This window comes from Streptomyces sp. NPDC028910 (assembly GCF_055564955.1).
In genome coordinates, this window is the sequence record NZ_JBVHVF010000001.1 from 287718 (window position 1) to 305285 (window position 17568).

The window sequence follows — 17568 nt, forward strand, 5'->3', positions numbered from 1 at the left end:
ACTGGCCCACACCCCCGCCCGCGCCCGTGCGTCGCCGACAATGGAGCCGTGACCCCCGAAGATTTCGCCGCCCTGCTCACCCCCGAGGGCCGTACCCTCCTCGACTCCCTGCGCGACTACGACCCCGCCCAGGAGCTGGCCGTCGCCACCCGGCTGCGTCGCGAGCACACCGCCGCCCTGGTCTCCGCCGCGCTCGGGCAGGCCCGGCTGCGGCAGCGCGCGGTGGCGAAGTTCGGCGCCCAGGACGCCTTCCGGATGTACTTCACGCCCGGTGGTGGCGAGATGGCCACCCGCGCGTCCGTGGCCTCGTACCGTGCCGAGCGCCTCGCGGGCCTCGGCGTACGCAGCCTCGCCGACCTGTGCTGCGGCATCGGCGGGGACGCCCTCGCCCTGGCCCGGCTCGGCATCAGGGTGCTCGCGGTGGACCACGACCCGCTGACCGTCGCCGTGGCGCGGGCCAACGCCGAGGCGCTGGGCCTGGGCGACCTGATCGAGGTCAGGGAGGCGGATGTGACGGAGGTGGACACCTCCGGCTACGACGCCGTCTTCATCGACCCGGCCCGGCGCGGCGGGCGCGGCCGGATCTTCGACCCGGAGTCCTACTCACCGCCGCTGTCGTGGGCCGTCGAGACGGCCCGTGGGGCGAAGTACGCCGCCATCAAGATCGCCCCGGGGATCCCGCACGAGGCCGTGCCCGCGGAGGCCGAGGCCGAGTGGATCTCCGACCACGGCGACGTCAAGGAGGCCGTGCTCTGGTTCGGAACCGCCCCCGGGACCGTGCGCGCCACCCTGCTGCCCGGGCCGCGCGCGCTGCACACCGCCGAACCGCTGCCCGATCCGCAGGCCGGACCGGTCGGCCGCTGGCTCTACGAGCCCGACGGCGCCGTCATCCGCGCCCACCTGGTCGCCGAGGTGGCCGAGCAGCTGGACGGCCGGCTCATCGACCCGACCATCGCCTACATCACCGCCGACGAGCTGCACGCGACGCCGTACGCGACCGGGTACGAGATCACCGACGTACTGCCCTTCGGCCTGAAGAAGCTGAAGGCACTGCTGCGCGAGCGCGGGGTCGGCGTCCTGACCGTGAAGAAGCGCGGCTCGGCGATCGAGCCGGAGGAGCTGCGCAGGAAGGTCAAGCCGCAGGGGCCGAACTCCGCGACCGTCTTCCTGACCCGGGTGGCAGGGGCGCCCTCGATGCTGATCGGCACCCCGGCCGTCTCGCCTGCCGTCTCGCCTGCCGGGCCGCCTGCCGCGTCGCCTGCGGCGAAGCCCGTACGGTAACCGGCCGGCCCGCGCCGCCACCCCGGTGCGGCGCCCTTGCCGGGGGCGCCGCACCCGGACCCCCGCGCCTCAAACGCCGGCGAGGCTGGTTTTGGGCGAGGCTGGTTCAGCCCCCGTCGACCTCCACCGACTCGAAGCGCCAGCGGTGTACGGCGCGTGCGATCAAGTCGGCCGCCGGCTCGGGCAGTTCGGGGAGCTGCGCCGCCGGCCCCTCGGCCGTCTCCCACCAGGTGATCACCAGCACCCGGTCCTGCGAGGCACGGAACACCTCGCGGCGCACCGGCTCCCGGGCGAGGACCTGGGCGCGGGCCCACTCCAGCAGCTCGTTGCCCCGGCCGTCGGCGGCCCGGGCCTCCCACATCAGTGCGACGGTGCTCATGAGTAGAGGTTGTCCTTGCTCAGCTCGTGCACGTGATCGTGAGCGTGCGAGTGGCCGTGCGAGTGGCCGTGCGCCTGCCCGTGCGCGTGGTCGTCATCCTGACCGTTCGACGTCCCCGGCACGTGCGGGTCCGTCACCGGCAGCGAGGAGTCCGCCGACAGGTCCCAGTCCGAGGCCGGCCGGTTCCGCTTGACCATCTCCGCGCCCAGCGCCGCCACCATCGCGCCGTTGTCCGTGCACAGTTTCGGCCTCGGCACCCGCAGGATGATCCCCGCGTCGTCGCACCGTTCCTGCGCCAGCGACCGCAGCCGGGAATTGGCCGCCACGCCGCCGCCGATCATCAGGTGGTCGACGCCCTCGTCCTTGCACGCCCGGATCGCCTTGCGCGTCAGCACGTCCACCACGGCCTCCTGGAAGGACGCCGCAACATCGCGCACCGGCACGTCCTCGCCCGCGTTCCGCTTCGCCTCGATCCAGCGGGCGACGGAGGTCTTCAGCCCGGAGAAGGAGAAGTCGTACGCCGCGTCGCGCGGCCCCGTCAGCCCGCGCGGGAAGCTGATCGCCCTCGGGTCGCCCTCGCGGGCGAGCCGGTCGATGACCGGACCGCCCGGGAAGCCCAGCTGGAGCACGCGCGCGATCTTGTCGAAGGCCTCGCCCGCCGCGTCGTCGATGGTCGCGCCGAGCGGCCGTACGTCGGAGGTGATGTCCGGCGCCAGCAGCAGCGAGGAGTGCCCGCCGGACACCAGCAGCGCCATCGTCGGCTCCGGGAGCGGCCCGTGCTCCAGCTGGTCCACGCAGATGTGCGAGGCCAGGTGGTTCACCCCGTACAGCGGCTTGCCCAGCGCGTACGCGTAGGCCTTGGCCGCCGAGACGCCCACCAGCAGCGCCCCCGCCAGGCCGGGCCCAGCCGTGACCGCGATGCCGTCGAGGTCGCGGGCGCTGACCCCGGCCTCCTTCAGGGCGCGTTCGATGGTGGGGACCATCGCCTCCAGGTGCGCCCGCGAGGCCACCTCGGGCACGACGCCGCCGAAGCGCGCGTGTTCGTCGACGCTCGACGCGACCGCGTCCGCGAGCAGGGTGGTGCCGCGGACGACGCCGACGCCGGTCTCGTCGCAGGACGTCTCGATGCCGAGGACGAGCGGTTCGTCAGCCATTGCTCTCACTGCTCTCAGTTCGTGCTTGTGCGGGGTCGGTCAGTCGCATGACGAGCGCGTCGACGTTGCCCGGCTGGTAGTAGCCGCGCCGGAAGCCGATGGGCTCGAAGCCGAAGCGCTCGTAAAGCTTCTGGGCGCGGGTGTTGTCCACCCGTACCTCCAGCAGCACCTCGGCGCACTCGAATGCGGTGGCGGCCCGCAGCAGGTCGGTCAGGAGCCGGGCGCCGAGCCCGGTCCCCCACTGGTCGCGGGCGGCCGCGATGGTCTGTACGTCGGCCAGGTCGCCGGCGGCGGCCAGCCCGGCGTAGCCCACCAGCCGGCCCGACTCGTCCTCGGCCACGACGTAGCGGCGCGTGGCCTGCGGGCCGCGGGCGTGGGCGAGTTCGGACCAGAACATCCCGGCGGACCAGGCGTCCTCGGGGAACAGCTCGTGCTCCAGTTCCAGTACGGGCTCGATGTCCCACCAGCGCATCTCGCGCAGCGTGTGGGGGGTCACTGCGGGGTGACCACCTTGTAGTTCTTGGGCACCTGCGCGTCGGGCCGGCGCAGGTAGAGCGGGGTCGGAGGCAGGAACTCCGCGCCCGCCGCCAGTCGTTCCGCCGCCAGGGAGGCCAGCGCGGCGGCAGACTGGTGCTCGGGGCCCCGGGCGTCCGGGAACACCTCGGGGTACAGCAGCGCGCCCTGGCCCACCGCGGGCACCCCCGCGACCTGCTCGGCGATGTCGGCCGGGCGGTCCACGGCGGGGTCGCCGACGCGCGTGCGCGGGTCCTCGTAGCGCGCCCAGTAGACCTCCTTGCGCCGCGCGTCGGTGGCGACGGTGAAGGGGCCCTCGATCCCGGCGGCCCCCGCGGCGTACGCGAGGCCGTCGAGCGTGCACAGGCCGTGCACGGGCACGCCCAGCACGGCGGCGAAGGTGGAGGCGGTGACGAGGCCGACGCGCAGCCCGGTGTAGGGGCCGGGGCCGACCCCCACGACGATGCCGGTGACGGCTTCGAGCTTCAGCCCGGCCTCGGCGAGGACCTGGTCCACGGAGGGCAGCAGCAGCTCCCCGTGGCGGCGGGCGTCGACCTGGTTCGACTCGGCGAGGACGGACTCGCCGTCGTGCAGGGCGACGGTGACGGCGGGCGTGGCGGTATCTACAGCGAGCAAGAGCACGCGAACAGCCTACGACTCCGGCGGCCGCACCCCTTCCGGCCGGTCGCGGAGGGGGGCGGCTGCTACCTTTCGACCGAGGTATCCAGTCAGCGCGGAGAGGTGGAGCAAGGTGGCACGCAGCAGCTCGGGAATCGTGGCCGGGCTCACCGCCGCGGCAGTCGCCGCCGTCGGTTTCCTCGGCTACCAGGCCTCCGCCACGGCGCCCGCGCACCCGCCGAAGGCGGCCGTGCAGGAACCGGCCCCCGGCCCGAGCCAGTCCGCGGGCCAGCAGGGTCCGGCGAAGCCGGTTCCCGTGCCGGAGGGCTCGGGCACGGGCGTGCGCGTCGTGTACTCGCTGGGCCAGAAGCGGGTGTGGCTGGTGGGCGAGCCCGGGCAGGAGCCGAGGTCGTTCACGGTGATGCCGAGCACCGTGCACCCGACGCCGGGCACGTACGCGGTCGGTTCGCGCTCGGGCTCGGTCACCGGCTCGGACGGGGTGCCGATCGAGCACGTCGTACGGTTCGCCAGCCCGGCGGGCGTGGCGGTCGGCTTCAGCGCCCGCGTGGACGGGACGACTCCGCCGCCCGACCCGAACAAGAAGACCGGCGGCATCCGCATGTCACGCGCCGACGGCGACGCGATGTGGGCCTTCGCGACGCTCAGCTCGAAGGTCGTCGTCATCCCCTGAGCCGAGGCTGATCCGAGATCTGACCGGATCTCATCCGGCCGGCGCCCGCTTCACCCGTACGAGTGGCAGGCGGCCCGGGCCCGGCCATGATCCGCCGGACACGCCCCTAGGCCGCTTCGGATTCCGGAGCGGCCTCTTCGCGTACGCCGTCCTCCGGTTCTTCCTCGCCCGGTGCGTGTTCCCGCGCGGGGGGCGTCGAGACGGCGGTGGCGGCCACTCCGGCGGCGAGCAGCGTCCGCATGGAGACGACGGACGGGCGGGGATCGCGCTGTGCTCCTGCTGGTGCCGACATGGCTGCCTCCTGGACCCCGGGACACCGTACTTAGGCATACCTAAGAAACTCTCGGTACCATGTCACCACGAGCGCCGTCACCAGCGCAATATCTTGCCGACGAGTTGTCGGTACGTTTACTCCGAGAGGGCTCCGGCCAGGGCGTCCAGCCCGGCCCCGCGGGTCCAGCGCGCCCCGATCCCGCGCACCGAGACCTCCCGTACGTCGTCCAGGACCTCCTCGTGGCCGACCGCCCGCGCGATCACCACGTGCAGCCGGTCGTCGGCGAGCTCCTCGACCTTGCCCTCGCCCCACTCCACGACGACCACGGACTCGGGCAGCGAGACGTCGAGGTCCAGGTCCTCCATCTCCTCCAGCCCGCCGCCCAGGCGGTACGCGTCCACGTGCACCAGCGGCGGCCCACCGGCCAGCGAGGGGTGTACGCGGGCGATCACGAAGGTCGGCGAGGTCACGGCCCCGCGCACGCCCAGGCCCTCGCCCAGGCCGCGGGTCAGCGTGGTCTTGCCCGCGCCCAGCTCACCGGTCAGCAGGACGAGGTCGCCGGGGCGCAGCAGGCCGGCGATCCTGCGGCCCAGTTCCCGCATCGCGTCGGGGGAATCGACGGTGATCCGGGTCTCTGTGATGTTCTCGGCGGTGCCCTGGGCGGTGTCCTCGGCGATGTCCTCGGCCTCAGGTGCCGGTGCCTGGCTGCGCTGTGCTTCCAGCGGTACTTCTTCCATGCCCGCCAACGTTAGTCGCTACGAGGGCCGGGACCGCCCCGGTGCGTGCCAGCAGCTCGGTGAGCAGCCCCGTCACGGCCTCCGGGCGCTCCAGCATCATCAGGTGCCCGGTGGACTCCAGGAGCACGAGCTCGGCACCGGGCAGCGCCTCCTTGATGGCCACGCTGTGCGCGGGCGGGGTGATCATGTCCCGGTCCCCGGCGATGACGGTGACCGGCAGGTCCGCGAAGAGCTGGAGCGCGGCGGTCTTGTCGTGGGTCTGGAAGGCCGGGTAGAACTCGGCGACCACGTCGATCGGCGTGGCCTCGATGAGCCGCTCCGCGAAGCGCGCGACGCCCGGATCCACGTCCCGGGAGCCGAACGAGTACATCTTGATCATGCCGGCGAAGAGGTCCGCGGTGGCCCGGCGGCCCTTCTCGACCAGCTCCACCTGTGAGCCGAGCGCCTTGAGCACGCCGGGCAGGATCCGGCGTACGGCGCCCATGCCGGCGGCGGGGAGCCCGTACGTCACCTCGTCGAGGCGGCCGCTGGAAGTCCCGACCAGGACCACGCCGACGACGCGGTCGCGCACGAGGTCGGGGAACTGCTCCGCGAATCCCATGATGGTCATACCGCCCATCGAGTGACCCACCAGGATCAGGGGGCCCTCGGGCGCGGTCGCGTCGATGACGGTCTTCAGGTCGCGGCCGAGCTGCTCCATCCGCAGCGGCTCGCCGTCCGCCTGGGCGAGGCCGCGCGCGCTGCGGCCGTGGCTGCGGTGGTCCCAGTAGACCGCGCGGACCACTCCGCGCAGGGCGGCGCGCTGGAAGTGCCAGGAGTCCTGGGCGAGGCAGTAGCCGTGGCAGAAGACCACGGTGGCCTGGGGTTCGGCCTGGCGCCGCAGCCGCCGCCGCTTGCCCTCCTCGGGCAGCTCGTCGACCTCGTAGTAGAGCTCGGTGGCGTCCTCGGCCCGGCAGGTTCCCTCGGTCCCGCGCAGGGACCCGTAGTCCCCGGCGGCATCGAGGGCGAGGCGCGCCTTCATCCGCACGCCGCGCCCGACGGTGATCCGTTCGACCGCGACACCGGCCGCCGCGCCCGCGGCTATCACGCCGATGGCGGCGCCGGCCCAGCCGGCCTTGCGCCAGTTCTCGCTCACGCCGCCGCCCTCACTCCGCTCAGCCGCCCAGGTACACCCGGGGCACGCGCCCACCGATACGGGTGACGATCTCATACGCGATCGTGTGCGCCGCTTGGGCCCAGTCCTCGGCGGTGGGTTCACCGCGTTCCGCGTCCCCGAAGATGACGGCTTCGTCGCCGACGCGGGCGTGGTCTCCGTCCAAGTCGACCACGAACTGGTCCATGGCGACGCGCCCGGCGACGTGACGGATCTTGCCGCCGACGAGCACCGGGCCGAGCCCGGAGGCGTGCCGCGGGATGCCGTCGGCGTAGCCGGCCGGGATCAGAGCGAGGGTCGTTTCGGCGCCGGTGACGTAGTGGTGGCCGTAGCTCACCCCGTGCCCGGCGGGGACGGTCTTGACCAGTGCGAGGGAGGCCTTGAGCCTCATGGCGGGCCGCAGGCCCAGCTCGGCCGGGGTGCCGAGCTCGGGGGCGGGCGAGACGCCGTAGACGGCCAGGCCGCAGCGCACCAGGTCGAAGTGGGACTCGGGGAGGGTGAGGGTGGCCGGGGAGTTGGCGATGTGCCGGACCTCGGGCTCGACGCCCTCCTTCTCGGCGTACGCCAGCATGTCGCGGAAGGCGGCGAGCTGGAGCTGGATGGAGGGGTGCCCGGGCTCATCGGCGCAGGCGAAGTGCGACCAGACGCCGGTGACGTGGACGGTCCCCTCGGCCTCGGCGGTGACGGCCGCGCCGACCAGCGCCTCCCAGTCGGCGGGCTGGCAGCCGTTGCGGCCGAGGCCGGTGTCGGCCTTGAGCTGGATCCTGGCGGGGCGGCCCGCCGCACGGGCGGCTGCCCGTACCTCGTCGAGGGCCCACATTCCGCTGACGGAGACGTCCACGCCGGCCTCGACGGCCTCCCGCCAGGGCCCTCCGGGGGTCCACAGCCAGCACATGACCGGGCCTTCGACCCCGGCGGCGCGCAGCGCGAGCGCTTCCTCGGGCGTGGCGGTCCCGAGCCAGGTCGCGCCGGCCTCCTGAGCGGCCCGGGCACACTCCAGGGCTCCGTGCCCGTAGGCGTTCGACTTGACCACGGCCATCAACTCGGCCCGGGGTGCCCGCTCGCGCAGTGCGCGCACGTTCTCCCGTACGGCGTCAAGATCGATCTCGGCGTACACGCGCGTCGGTGTCTCGTTCATCGCCCCCAGTCTCTCAGAACCCCTGACGGGCCCGCGGGGGATCCGACCCCGCGGGAACTCCAGCCCCGCCGGCGTTTGAGGCGCGGGGTCCGGGGCGGAGCCCCGATCCTTCAGCCCCGCCGGCGCTTGAGGCGCGGGGCCGCGCCCCGTCACGGGCGGCTGACGTCCCGCCAGGCCTCCGGCAGGGCCTCGGCCACCTGCTGCGCCAGCAACGGCCCCCCGACGAGCCTGGCCGCCAGGCCGTGCAGGTACGCCCCCACCGCCCCCGCGTCCGCCCCGGACAGCCCGCCCGCCAGCAGGGACCCGGCCAGCCCGGACAGGACGTCCCCGCTCCCCGCGGTGGCCAGCCACGAGGTCCCCGTCGGGTTCACCCGAACGGCCGCCACCCCACCGGAGGCGACCAGCGTCGTCGACCCCTTCAGCAGCACCGCCGCCCCGTACCGCTGCGCCAACCCCCGCACCGCGCCCAGCCGCCCCGCCTCCACCGACTCCCGCGACACCCCCAGCAGCGCCGCCGCCTCCCCCGCGTGCGGGGTCAGCAGCGTCGGGGCCGTCCGGGCCCGCAGCACCCCCGCGTCCAGCCCCCGCAGCCCGTCCGCGTCGACGAGCACCGGCACGTCCCCCGCCAGCAGGTCCGCGACCTCACCGGCTCGCCCCTCCCCCAGCCCCGGGCCGACCACCCACGCCTGCACCCGGCCGCGCCCGATCAGCGTCTCCGGATACCGCGCGAGCACGGCCTCCGCCGCCGGCCCCACGTACCGCACCGCGCCCGCACCGCCCCGCAGCGCTCCCGCCACCGCCAGCACCGCCGCCCCCGGGTACTGACCGGACCCGGCGACGATCCCGACCACGCCCCGCCGGTACTTGTCGCTCGACGCCCCCGGCACCGGCAGCAGCCCCGCCACATCGGCGTGCTGCAAGGCCTCCACCTCGGGCGACGGCAGCTCCAGTCCGATGTCCACGAGGTGCACCACGCCCGCCCGCGAGGCCCCGGGGTCGATCAGCAGGCCGGGCTTGTACGCCCCGAAGGTCACCGTCACGTCCGCCGTGACGGCCGGCCCCGCCACCTCCCCGGTGTCCGCGTCGACCCCGCTCGGCAGGTCCACGGCGACCACGGGGACCCCCGGCGGGATCTGCCCCACCAGTGCGGCGGCCGCGGGCCGCAGCCCGCCCCGCCCGCCGATCCCGAGCAGCCCGTCCAGTACGAGGTCCGCGCGCCGCGGGACGTCCCGCTCGATCCGCCCTCCGGCGGCCCGCAGCGCGGCCAGGCCGCCCGCGTGCATCCGCTCGGGGTCCATCGCCACCGCGGTCACCCCGGCCCCGCGCCGCGCCAGCCGCGCGCCCGCGTACAGCGCGTCGCCGCCGTTGTCCCCGGGGCCGACGAGCAGCACGACCCGCGCCCCGTAGACGCGTCGGCGGCGCGCCAGCAGCCCCGCGCACACGGCGGCCAGCCCGGCCGCGGCCCGCTGCATCAGGGCGCCTTCGGGCAGCCGGGCCATCAGCTGCCGCTCGGCGGCCCGTACGGTCTCCACGCTGTAAGCACTACGCATGGCACCAGCGTGCCCGACGCGGGGGTCATCCCTCGGCGATCACCACGGCGGAGGCGACACCGGCGTCGTGGCTCAGGGAGATGTGCCAGGACGTCACGCCCAGCGCCAGCGCCCGCGCCTCCACCGTCCCCGACACCCGCAGCCGCGGCTGGCCGCTGTCCTCCACGTACACCTCGGCGTCGGTCCACAGCATGCCGGCGGGCGCGCCGAGCGCCTTGGCCAGTGCCTCTTTGGCGGCGAACCGCGCGGCGAGCGAGGCGACTCCGCGCCGCTCGCCGCTCGGCAGCGTCAACTCGGCGTCGACGAACAGCCGTTGCGCGAGCCCCGGCGTACGCTCCAGCGCCGCGTCGAACCGGTCGATCTCCGCTACGTCGATCCCGACGCCGATAATCACAACGACAACCCCACTACCCCGCTACTCCACCGTGACGGACTTTGCGAGGTTACGCGGCTGGTCCACCTCGTTCCCCCGCGCCGTCGCCAGTTCGCACGCGAACACCTGCAGCGGCACCGTCGCCACCAGCGGCTGGAGCAGCGTGGGCGTCGCCGGGATCCGGATCAGGTGGTCGGCGTACGGGGCGACCGCCTCGTCGCCCTCCTCCGCGATCACGATGGTCCGCGCCCCGCGCGCCCGGATCTCCTGGATGTTCGACACGATCTTGTCGTGGAGCACCGACCGGCCGCGCGGCGACGGGACGACCACCACCACCGGCAGGTCCTGCTCGATCAGCGCGATCGGCCCGTGCTTGAGCTCGCCCGCCGCGAAGCCCTCGGCGTGCATGTACGCCAGCTCCTTGAGCTTGAGCGCGCCCTCCAGCGCCACCGGGTACCCGACGTGCCGTCCCAGGAACAGCACGGTGTTCTTGTCCGCGAGGGAACGCGCGAGCTGCCGTACCGGCTCCATGGTCTCCAGTACGGTGTCCACCGCCGCTGCGATGTCCGACAGCTCCCGGATGACGGCCTCGATCTCGTCGCCCCACTTCGTACCCCGCACCTGCCCGAGGTACAGCGCGACCAGATAGCAGGCCACCAGCTGCGTCAGGAACGCCTTGGTCGAGGCGACGGCCACCTCCGGACCGGCGTGCGTGTAGAGCACGGCATCCGATTCGCGCGGGATCGTCGACCCGTTCGTATTGCAGATGGCCAGCACCCTGGCCCCCTGCTCGCGCGCGTGCCGGAGCGCCATCAGGGTGTCCATGGTCTCGCCGGACTGCGAGATCGCGACCACCAGCGTCCGCTGGTCCAGGATCGGGTCGCGGTAGCGGAACTCGCTCGCCAGCTCCGTCTCGCACGGGATGCGGGTCCAGTGCTCGATGGCCAGCTTCGCGATCAGGCCCGCGTGGTACGCCGTACCGCACGCCACGATCACGACCTTGTCGACCTCCCTGAGCACCGAGACGGGGATGCGCACCTCGTCCAGGGTCAGCGAGCCGCTCGCGTCGATCCTGCCCAGGAGGGTGTCGGCGACAGCCTTCGGCTGCTCGGCGATCTCCTTGAGCATGAAGTAGTCATAACCCCCCTTCTCGGCCGCCGAGGCGTCCCAGTCCACGTGGTACGCCCGCACGGTCGCGGCCGAACCGTCGAAGTTGGTCACCGACACCCCGTCGCGGCGCAGTTCGACGACCTGGTCCTGCCCCAGCTCGATCGCGGACCGGGTGTGGGCGATGAAGGCGGCCACGTCCGAGGCGAGGAAGTTCTCTCCCTCTCCAACGCCCACCACCAGGGGCGAGTTCCGGCGCGCGCCGACCACCACGTCCGGATCGTCGGCGTGCACCGCGACCAGCGTGAACGCCCCCTCCAGCCGCCGGCACACCTGCCGCATCGCCTCGGCGAGGTCACCGGTCGCCGCGAACCGTTCCGCCAGCAGGTGCGCCACGACCTCGGTGTCCGTCTCGGACTCCAGCCGGTGCCCGCGCTCCGCCAGTTCGGCCCGGAGCGCGGCGAAGTTCTCGATGATGCCGTTGTGCACGACGGCCACCCGCCCCGAATTGTCGAGGTGCGGATGGGCGTTGACGTCGGTGGGCCCGCCGTGGGTCGCCCACCGGGTGTGCCCGAGTCCCGTGGAACCGTGCGGCAGCGGGTGCCCGACCAGTTCCTTTTCCAGATTGACGAGCTTCCCGGCCTTCTTGGCGGCGGCCAGGCTGCCGTCGGAGAGCACGGCGACCCCCGCCGAGTCGTAGCCCCGGTACTCCAGCCGCTTGAGTCCGGCGATGACCACATCGAGCGCCGACTGCGCTCCCACGTAACCCACAATTCCGCACATAGGCCGCAGCGTACGCCGTAGTTGGCCGTCTGCCCCGTACCCGAACACGACGAAACCCCGCTCCGGCGAATGTGCCGGAGCGGGGTTGACGTTCAGTCGGCCGGGGCTCAGCCGAGCTTCTTGACCTGTGCGTCGACAACGGCCTTCGGCTGCTCGGCGGTTCCGGACAGGCTCAGGGCGGAGAAGGTCGCCAGGGTGTTCGCCTTGCGCACGATCACGAGCTCCATGCTGAGCTTCTCGCCGTCCGCGTCGCCCACCACGGTGTAGGAGAGCGCCTCGTCGCCGGCGGTGACGGAGGCACCCGGAGCCACCTTGGTGATCTTGAGCGAGTCGCCCGACTGGCTGCCCGTGTAGCCGCCGGCGCAGGCCGTGCCCGCCGTCTTGAGGGCGGTGAAGGCCTCCTCGGCGCCCTTGCCCTCGTACGAGGCCAGGGTGACGGCGGTGGCGGTCGAGAACACGGCGCCCATCGCGGCCTTCATCTTCTCCTCGGGGCTGGCGTCCGCCGCGGGCTCCTTGCCCTTGGCGACGGCCTTGGTGCGGGCGGTGCCGGCAGCGGTGCCGACCGGGGCCATGGACTGCGCCTTGACCAGCGGCAGGCACTCGGGCTTGTCGCTGGTGACGCCGGCCCCCGCCGCGGCCTCGGCCGGGGTGGCCGGCTTGACCACGTGGTCGGGCAGGTCGGCCTGGACCACGATCAGGCCGCCCAGCTCGGCGTCCGTCTTCGCCTTGGCGGCGGGCGCGGCCGACGTCGCCGCAGCGCCGGTGGACGGCTTGGCGTCCGTCTTCTCGCCGCCACAGGCGGTGACCAGCAGGGCCAGGGAGACCGCGGACGCGGTCAGGACGGAACGACGGACAAGAGCGGTACGCACGAAAGATCTCCCCCATGGAGCACGGCAGCGGCAAGGCAAAGCAGGAATGCAAGGCAGGAAAGCAAGGCAGGAAAGCAGGGCAAGGCGAAGCAGCCCGAAGCGCGCCCCGCCGGAGCTGGGCGCACGTCTGGACTGCGGTGATCCACAATGTACGGGGAAATCGATCACCCGGCCCGCCGCCCAGGCCGTCGCCCCCGATCGTGACCTGGGTGAGACCCTCCCTGCTCCGAATCGAGACCGGCCCGCCGCAACCGCGCCCCGGCCCGCTCGCAGCACCTGCACACGTGACCGACCACACCACCCACAACCGCCCCCGAGCCCCGACAATGGCGGTGTGATCACTTCGCCGCCACGAAGCAGCACGCCGGACAGCGCAACGGAGCGCCCCCGCCCGGACGGGAGCCCCACGCGCCCCGCCCACCGCCGGGGCCCCGAGGCCTCGCCCTACGTCGACCTCACCCGCGCCGAGTGGAGCGCCCTGCGCGAGCGGACCCCGCTGCCGCTGACCGCCGACGAGGTGGAGCGGCTGCGCGGCCTCGGTGACGTCATCGACCTCGACGAGGTCCGCGACGTCTACCTGCCGCTCTCCCGCCTCCTCAATCTCTACGTCGGCGCCACCAGCAACCTCCGCGGCACCCTCAACACCTTCCTCGGCGACGCGGGCAACGGCCACGGCGCCCAGCAGGGCACCCCCTTCGTCATAGGCGTCGCCGGTTCGGTCGCGGTCGGCAAGTCCACCGTGGCCCGTCTGCTCCAGGCCCTCCTCGCCCGCTGGCCCGAGCACCCGCGCGTGGAGCTGGTCACCACCGACGGGTTCCTCTACCCGATGAAGGAGCTCCAGCGGCGCGGGCTCACCTCCCGCAAGGGCTTCCCGGAGTCCTACGACCGCCGCGCGCTCACCCGCTTCGTCGCCGACATCAAGGCCGGCAAGGACGAGGTCAGGGCCCCGGTCTACTCGCACCTGATCTACGACATCGTGCCGGGCGAGGAGCTCGTCGTACGGCGCCCGGACATCCTCATCGTCGAGGGCCTCAACGTGCTCCAGCCGGCGCTCCCCGGCACCGACGGCCGCACCCGTGTCGCCCTCGCCGACTACTTCGACTTCAGCGTGTACGTGGACGCGCGCCCCGAGGACATCGAGCGCTGGTACCTCAACCGCTTCCGGAAGCTGCGCGAGACCGCCTTCCAGAATCCTTTCTCCTACTTCCGCAAGTACACCCAGGTCTCCGAGGAGGAGGCGATGGAGTACGCGCAGACGATGTGGCGCACGATCAACAAGCCCAACCTGCTGGAGAACGTGGCGCCCACGCGCGGCCGGGCCACCCTCGTCGTCCGCAAGGGCCCGGACCACAAAGTGCAGAAGCTGAGCCTCCGCAAGCTCTAGTGGCTATGGTGCGGGGATGCTGCATCTGCGGATGATCACCCCGCACGGCCTCACCGAGGAGGTGGTCTCGCTCGTCAAGAAGACGGTCGGGACCACCCATCTGGCCGTACTGGCGGGCGCTGCCCGCGACCCGGCGGGCGATGTGGTGCTGTGTGACGTGGCCCGCGAGTCCGCCGACGAGCTGCTCGCCGAGCTGCGCGCCATAAAGCTGGACGAGCTCGGGTCCATCGCCGTCGAGAACATCGACCTCTCCCTTTCCCGATCCGCCGATGAGGCCGAGGAAGAGGCGCCGGGCGATCCGGCGGACGCGGTGATCTGGGAACAGCTGACCGAGGCGACCCACGAGGAGTCCACCCTCTCCGTCACCTACCTGGCCTTCATCAGCCTCGCGACGATGATCGCGGCCTGCGGCGTGGTGCTGGACAACGCGATCCTGATCGTGGGCGCGATGGCGGTCGGCCCGGAGTTCGGCCCGCTCGCCGGTGTCTGCACCGGCCTGGTCCAGCGTGCCCTGCGGCTGGCGGCGCGCTCGCTCATCGCCCTGCTGGTGGGCTTCGCGGTGGCGATGCTGACGACCACCGGGTTCAGCCTGCTGATGGACGCTCTCGGCCAGTTCGATCAGGACATGCTCGACGACCCCCGCCCCAACACGGCCTTCATCTGGCAGCCGGACCCGTTCTCCTTCATCGTGGCCCTGCTGGCCGGCGTGGCCGGGGTGCTGTCCTTGACCTCCGCGAAGTCCGGCGCCCTGGTCGGCGTGGCCATCTCCGTCACCACCGTCCCGGCCGCGGCCAACGCCGCCGTGGCGCTCAGCTACGGCGAGGTGGGCCAGATGTGGGGCTCCGCCGAGCAGCTGCTGCTGAACCTCGGCGGGATCATGCTCGCCGGCACGGTGACGCTCGTGGTCCAGAAACTGCTGTGGCGCACCCGGCAGGCCCGGATGTTCCGGTCGCCGGATGCGCCACGAGGCACGGCCGAGAGCTAGTTCTGCTTAACCGAGCCTGCCTAACCGAGCCTGCTTAACCGAGCGCCGACTTCACGACGTCCGCGAGCCGGCCCGCGACCGCGCGGGCCTGCTCGATGTCGGCGGCCTCGACCATCACCCGTACGAGCGGCTCCGTACCCGACGGACGCAGCAGCACCCGTCCGGTGGTGCCGAGCTCGCGCTCGGCGTCGGCCACCGCGGCCGCCAGCTCCGCGGAGGTGGTGACGCGGGACTTGTCCACGTCGGGAACGTTGACCAGCACCTGCGGCAGCCGCCGCATGACGCCGGCCAGCTCCGCCAGCGACTTGCCGGTGGCCGCGACCCGCGCCGCCAGCAGCAGACCGGTCAGCGTGCCGTCGCCGGTCGTCGCGTGGTCGAGGATGATCACGTGGCCGGACTGCTCGCCGCCCAGCGCGTAGCCGTGCTCCTTCATCGACTCCAGGACGTACCGGTCGCCGACCCCGGTCTGCACGACCTGGATGCCCTCGGCCTCCATGGCGAGCTTGAAGCCCAGGTTGGACATCACGGTGCCGACCACGGTGTTCTCCCGCAGCTGACCGGCCTCGCGCATGGCCAGCGCCAGCACCGCGAGGATCTGATCGCCGTCGACCTCCGCGCCCGAGCCGTCCACCGCCAGGCAGCGGTCCGCGTCACCGTCGTGCGCGATGCCGAAGTCGGCGCCGTGCTCGACCACGGCCGCCTTGAGCAGGCCGAGGTGGGTGGAGCCGCAGCCGTCGTTGATGTTCAGGCCGTCCGGCTCGGCGCCGATCGTGACGATCTCCGCGCCGGCCCGGGTGAAGGCCTCGGGCGAGACGAAGGCGGCCGCGCCGTGCGCCTCGTCCAGGACGATCTTCAGGCCGTCGAGGCGGTTGGGGAGGACCCCGATGAGGTGGGCGACGTACTTGTCGAAGCCCTCGGTGTAGTCGGAGACGCGGCCGACGCCGGAGCCGGTGGGCCGGTCCCAGGGGGCGCCGGTGCGGTGCTCCTCGTAGACGGACTCGATGCGGTCCTCCAGCTCGTCGGCGAGCTTGTGGCCGCCGCGCGCGAAGAACTTGATGCCGTTGTCGGGCATGGCGTTGTGGCTGGCGGAGAGCATCACGCCGAGGTCGGCACCCAGCGCACCGGTGAGATACGCCACCGCCGGGGTGGGCAGCACACCGACGCGCAGGACGTCCACGCCCGCGCTCGCGAGGCCGGCCACGACCGCGGCCTCCAGGAATTCGCCGGAGGCCCGGGGGTCTCGGCCGACCACGGCCGTCGCCCGGTGGCCCGCGAACGTGCCCGCCTCGGCCAGTACGTGGGCCGCCGCCACGGAGAGGCCGAGCGCGAGCTCAGCCGTCAGATCCGCGTTGGCGACGCCGCGTACACCGTCCGTCCCGAAGAGTCGTCCCACTGTTGTCCTCCCGAGTTTGCGCTTCGCGTGTGACCGCTTGTGACAGGTATTTGCCGCTTGTGGCGGTAAACGAACCGCCCCGGCAGCACAGAGAGTGCTGCCGGGGCGGTTTCGTTGCAGAACAGCAGGCGCAGATTAACGCTTGCTGTACTGCGGAGCCTTACGGGCCTTCTTGAGACCGGCCTTCTTGCGCTCGACCGCACGGTCGTCGCGGGAGAGGAAGCCGGCCTTCTTCAGCGCCGGGCGGTTGTTGTCCACGTCCGCCTCGTTCAGCGCACGGGCCACACCGAGGCGCAGGGCGCCGGCCTGGCCGGAGACGCCGCCACCCGCGATGCGGGCGATGATGTCGTAGCGGTTGTCCAGCTCCAGGAGCTTGAACGGCTCGTTGACTTCCTGCTGGTGCACCTTGTTGGGGAAGTAGTCCTCAAGGGTGCGACCGTTGATCTTCCACTTGCCGGTGCCCGGAACGATCCGGACGCGGGCGATGGCGTTCTTGCGACGGCCCAGGCCGGCGGCCGGCTGGGGGTCGCCGAAGCGACCGGCAAGGGACTCGGAGGTGTAGTCGCCCTCGACTACGGCCTCGGACTCGCTGGTGTACTCCTCGACGTTGCCCTCGAACTCGTCGACGGGGGTCGTCTCGGCGGTGGTCTCGGCCACGATGCTCCTCAGAATTCTCTACGTCTTAGGGGGTGGCCGGAACTACTGCGCGACCTGGGTGATCTCGAACGGCACCGGCTGCTGCGCAGCGTGGGGGTGCTGGTCGCCCGAGTAGACCTTCAGCTTCGAGAGCATCTGACGGCCCAGGGTGTTCTTGGGGAGCATGCCCTTGACGGCCTTCTCGACGGCCTTCTCCGGGTTGTTCGCCAGGAGGTCGTCGTAGCGCACCGAGCGGAGACCGCCCGGGAAGCCGGAGTGGCGGTACGCCATCTTCTGCGACGCCTTGTTGCCGGACAGGTGAACCTTGTCGGCGTTGACGATGATGACGAAGTCGCCCATGTCCATGTGGGGGGCGTAAGTCGGCTTGTGCTTGCCCCGCAGGAGGGCAGCGGCCTGGGTCGCCAGACGGCCGAGGACAACGTCCTGGGCGTCGATGACGAGCCACTGGCGCGAGATGTCGCCGGGCTTGGGGCTGAACGTACGCACGCGTATGCCTTCGCTTCTTCAGTGGTGGTATCCCAAGGGCGCA

The 17568-nt window shown here is 72.6% G+C and carries 19 protein-coding genes; 4 read left to right on the top strand and 15 right to left on the bottom strand.

Translation table 11 applies throughout. From position 1 onward, the window contains the following. Nucleotides 1-48 precede the first annotated feature (48 nt). Complete coding sequence (locus tag ACZ4TV_RS01280) at nt 49-1281, top strand: class I SAM-dependent methyltransferase (protein ID WP_468129426.1); 1233 nt, start codon at nt 49-51, stop codon at nt 1279-1281. 106 nt (nt 1282-1387) lie between these two features. Here ACZ4TV_RS01280 and ACZ4TV_RS01285 read toward each other — a convergent pair whose 3' ends face one another. The 4 genes from ACZ4TV_RS01285 to tsaB are packed head-to-tail and all read right to left on the bottom strand — an operon-like array spanning nt 1388 to nt 3969. After that, nucleotides 1388-1660 carry a hypothetical protein gene (locus ACZ4TV_RS01285; protein ID WP_468129428.1) on the bottom strand — a complete coding sequence of 91 codons (273 nt, stop codon included), beginning with the start codon at nt 1658-1660 and terminating at the stop codon, nt 1388-1390. Continuing rightward, nucleotides 1657-2814 carry a tRNA (adenosine(37)-N6)-threonylcarbamoyltransferase complex transferase subunit TsaD gene (tsaD, locus tag ACZ4TV_RS01290; RefSeq protein WP_468129430.1) on the bottom strand — a complete coding sequence of 386 codons (1158 nt, stop codon included), beginning with the start codon at nt 2812-2814 and terminating at the stop codon, nt 1657-1659. The genes ACZ4TV_RS01285 and tsaD overlap by 4 nt, the downstream gene beginning before the upstream one ends. After that, a complete protein-coding gene (gene rimI / locus ACZ4TV_RS01295) occupies nt 2807-3286 on the bottom strand; it encodes a ribosomal protein S18-alanine N-acetyltransferase (protein ID WP_468129900.1) in 480 nt (159 codons plus the stop codon). Before rimI ends, tsaD begins: the two co-directional genes overlap by 8 nt. Before the next feature lie 20 nt (nt 3287-3306). Then, a complete protein-coding gene (tsaB, locus tag ACZ4TV_RS01300) occupies nt 3307-3969 on the bottom strand; it encodes a tRNA (adenosine(37)-N6)-threonylcarbamoyltransferase complex dimerization subunit type 1 TsaB (RefSeq protein WP_468129432.1) in 663 nt (220 codons plus the stop codon). 109 nt (nt 3970-4078) lie between these two features. On the opposite strand from tsaB, the gene ACZ4TV_RS01305 reads away from it, so the two are divergent. Beyond that, a complete protein-coding gene (locus ACZ4TV_RS01305; protein ID WP_468129434.1) occupies nt 4079-4636 on the top strand; it encodes a hypothetical protein in 558 nt (185 codons plus the stop codon). 106 nt (nt 4637-4742) lie between these two features. On the opposite strand, the gene ACZ4TV_RS01310 is transcribed toward ACZ4TV_RS01305, so the two are convergent. The 8 genes from ACZ4TV_RS01310 to ACZ4TV_RS01345 form a co-directional block, all read right to left on the bottom strand. Further along, nucleotides 4743-4928, bottom strand: a complete 186-nt coding sequence (locus ACZ4TV_RS01310) for a hypothetical protein (protein WP_468129436.1) — start codon at nt 4926-4928, stop codon at nt 4743-4745. 116 nt (nt 4929-5044) lie between these two features. Beyond that, nucleotides 5045-5647 carry a tRNA (adenosine(37)-N6)-threonylcarbamoyltransferase complex ATPase subunit type 1 TsaE gene (gene tsaE, locus ACZ4TV_RS01315; protein WP_468129438.1) on the bottom strand — a complete coding sequence of 201 codons (603 nt, stop codon included), beginning with the start codon at nt 5645-5647 and terminating at the stop codon, nt 5045-5047. Next, complete coding sequence (locus ACZ4TV_RS01320) at nt 5598-6857, bottom strand: alpha/beta fold hydrolase (RefSeq protein WP_468129440.1); 1260 nt, start codon at nt 6855-6857, stop codon at nt 5598-5600. The genes tsaE and ACZ4TV_RS01320 overlap by 50 nt, the downstream gene beginning before the upstream one ends. Then, nucleotides 6802-7938, bottom strand: coding sequence for an alanine racemase (gene alr / locus ACZ4TV_RS01325; protein WP_468129442.1), 1137 nt, complete (start codon nt 7936-7938; stop codon nt 6802-6804). Before alr ends, ACZ4TV_RS01320 begins: the two co-directional genes overlap by 56 nt. A gap of 149 nt (nt 7939-8087) precedes the next feature. Continuing rightward, nucleotides 8088-9488 carry an NAD(P)H-hydrate epimerase gene (locus ACZ4TV_RS01330; RefSeq protein WP_468129444.1) on the bottom strand — a complete coding sequence of 467 codons (1401 nt, stop codon included), beginning with the start codon at nt 9486-9488 and terminating at the stop codon, nt 8088-8090. Nucleotides 9489-9513: 25 nt separating this feature from the next. Then, nucleotides 9514-9882, bottom strand: coding sequence for a holo-ACP synthase (locus ACZ4TV_RS01335; protein WP_468129446.1), 369 nt, complete (start codon nt 9880-9882; stop codon nt 9514-9516). Nucleotides 9883-9903: 21 nt separating this feature from the next. Beyond that, on the bottom strand, nt 9904-11751 hold the full coding sequence (gene glmS / locus ACZ4TV_RS01340) for a glutamine--fructose-6-phosphate transaminase (isomerizing) (RefSeq protein WP_468129448.1): 1848 nt from the start codon (nt 11749-11751) through the stop codon (nt 9904-9906). A gap of 107 nt (nt 11752-11858) precedes the next feature. After that, nucleotides 11859-12620 carry a hypothetical protein gene (locus ACZ4TV_RS01345; RefSeq protein WP_468129450.1) on the bottom strand — a complete coding sequence of 254 codons (762 nt, stop codon included), beginning with the start codon at nt 12618-12620 and terminating at the stop codon, nt 11859-11861. Nucleotides 12621-12954: 334 nt separating this feature from the next. Between ACZ4TV_RS01345 and coaA the strand changes: the two genes are divergently transcribed. After that, nucleotides 12955-14004, top strand: a complete 1050-nt coding sequence (gene coaA / locus ACZ4TV_RS01350; protein ID WP_468129452.1) for a type I pantothenate kinase — start codon at nt 12955-12957, stop codon at nt 14002-14004. Between the two features lie 16 nt (nt 14005-14020). After that, nucleotides 14021-14989, top strand: coding sequence for a DUF389 domain-containing protein (locus tag ACZ4TV_RS01355; RefSeq protein WP_468129454.1), 969 nt, complete (start codon nt 14021-14023; stop codon nt 14987-14989). Between the two features lie 34 nt (nt 14990-15023). On the opposite strand, the gene glmM is transcribed toward ACZ4TV_RS01355, so the two are convergent. From glmM to rplM, 3 genes are all read right to left on the bottom strand, one after another. Further along, a complete protein-coding gene (glmM, locus tag ACZ4TV_RS01360; RefSeq protein WP_468129456.1) occupies nt 15024-16382 on the bottom strand; it encodes a phosphoglucosamine mutase in 1359 nt (452 codons plus the stop codon). A 135-nt stretch (nt 16383-16517) separates the two neighbouring features. Further along, the gene (gene rpsI / locus ACZ4TV_RS01365; RefSeq protein ID WP_361753958.1) at nt 16518-17039 is read right to left on the bottom strand and encodes a 30S ribosomal protein S9; all 522 of its coding nucleotides are present in this window, start codon (nt 17037-17039) and stop codon (nt 16518-16520) included. Nucleotides 17040-17081: 42 nt separating this feature from the next. Beyond that, complete coding sequence (gene rplM / locus ACZ4TV_RS01370) at nt 17082-17525, bottom strand: 50S ribosomal protein L13 (protein WP_136213237.1); 444 nt, start codon at nt 17523-17525, stop codon at nt 17082-17084. Nucleotides 17526-17568 lie beyond the last annotated feature (43 nt).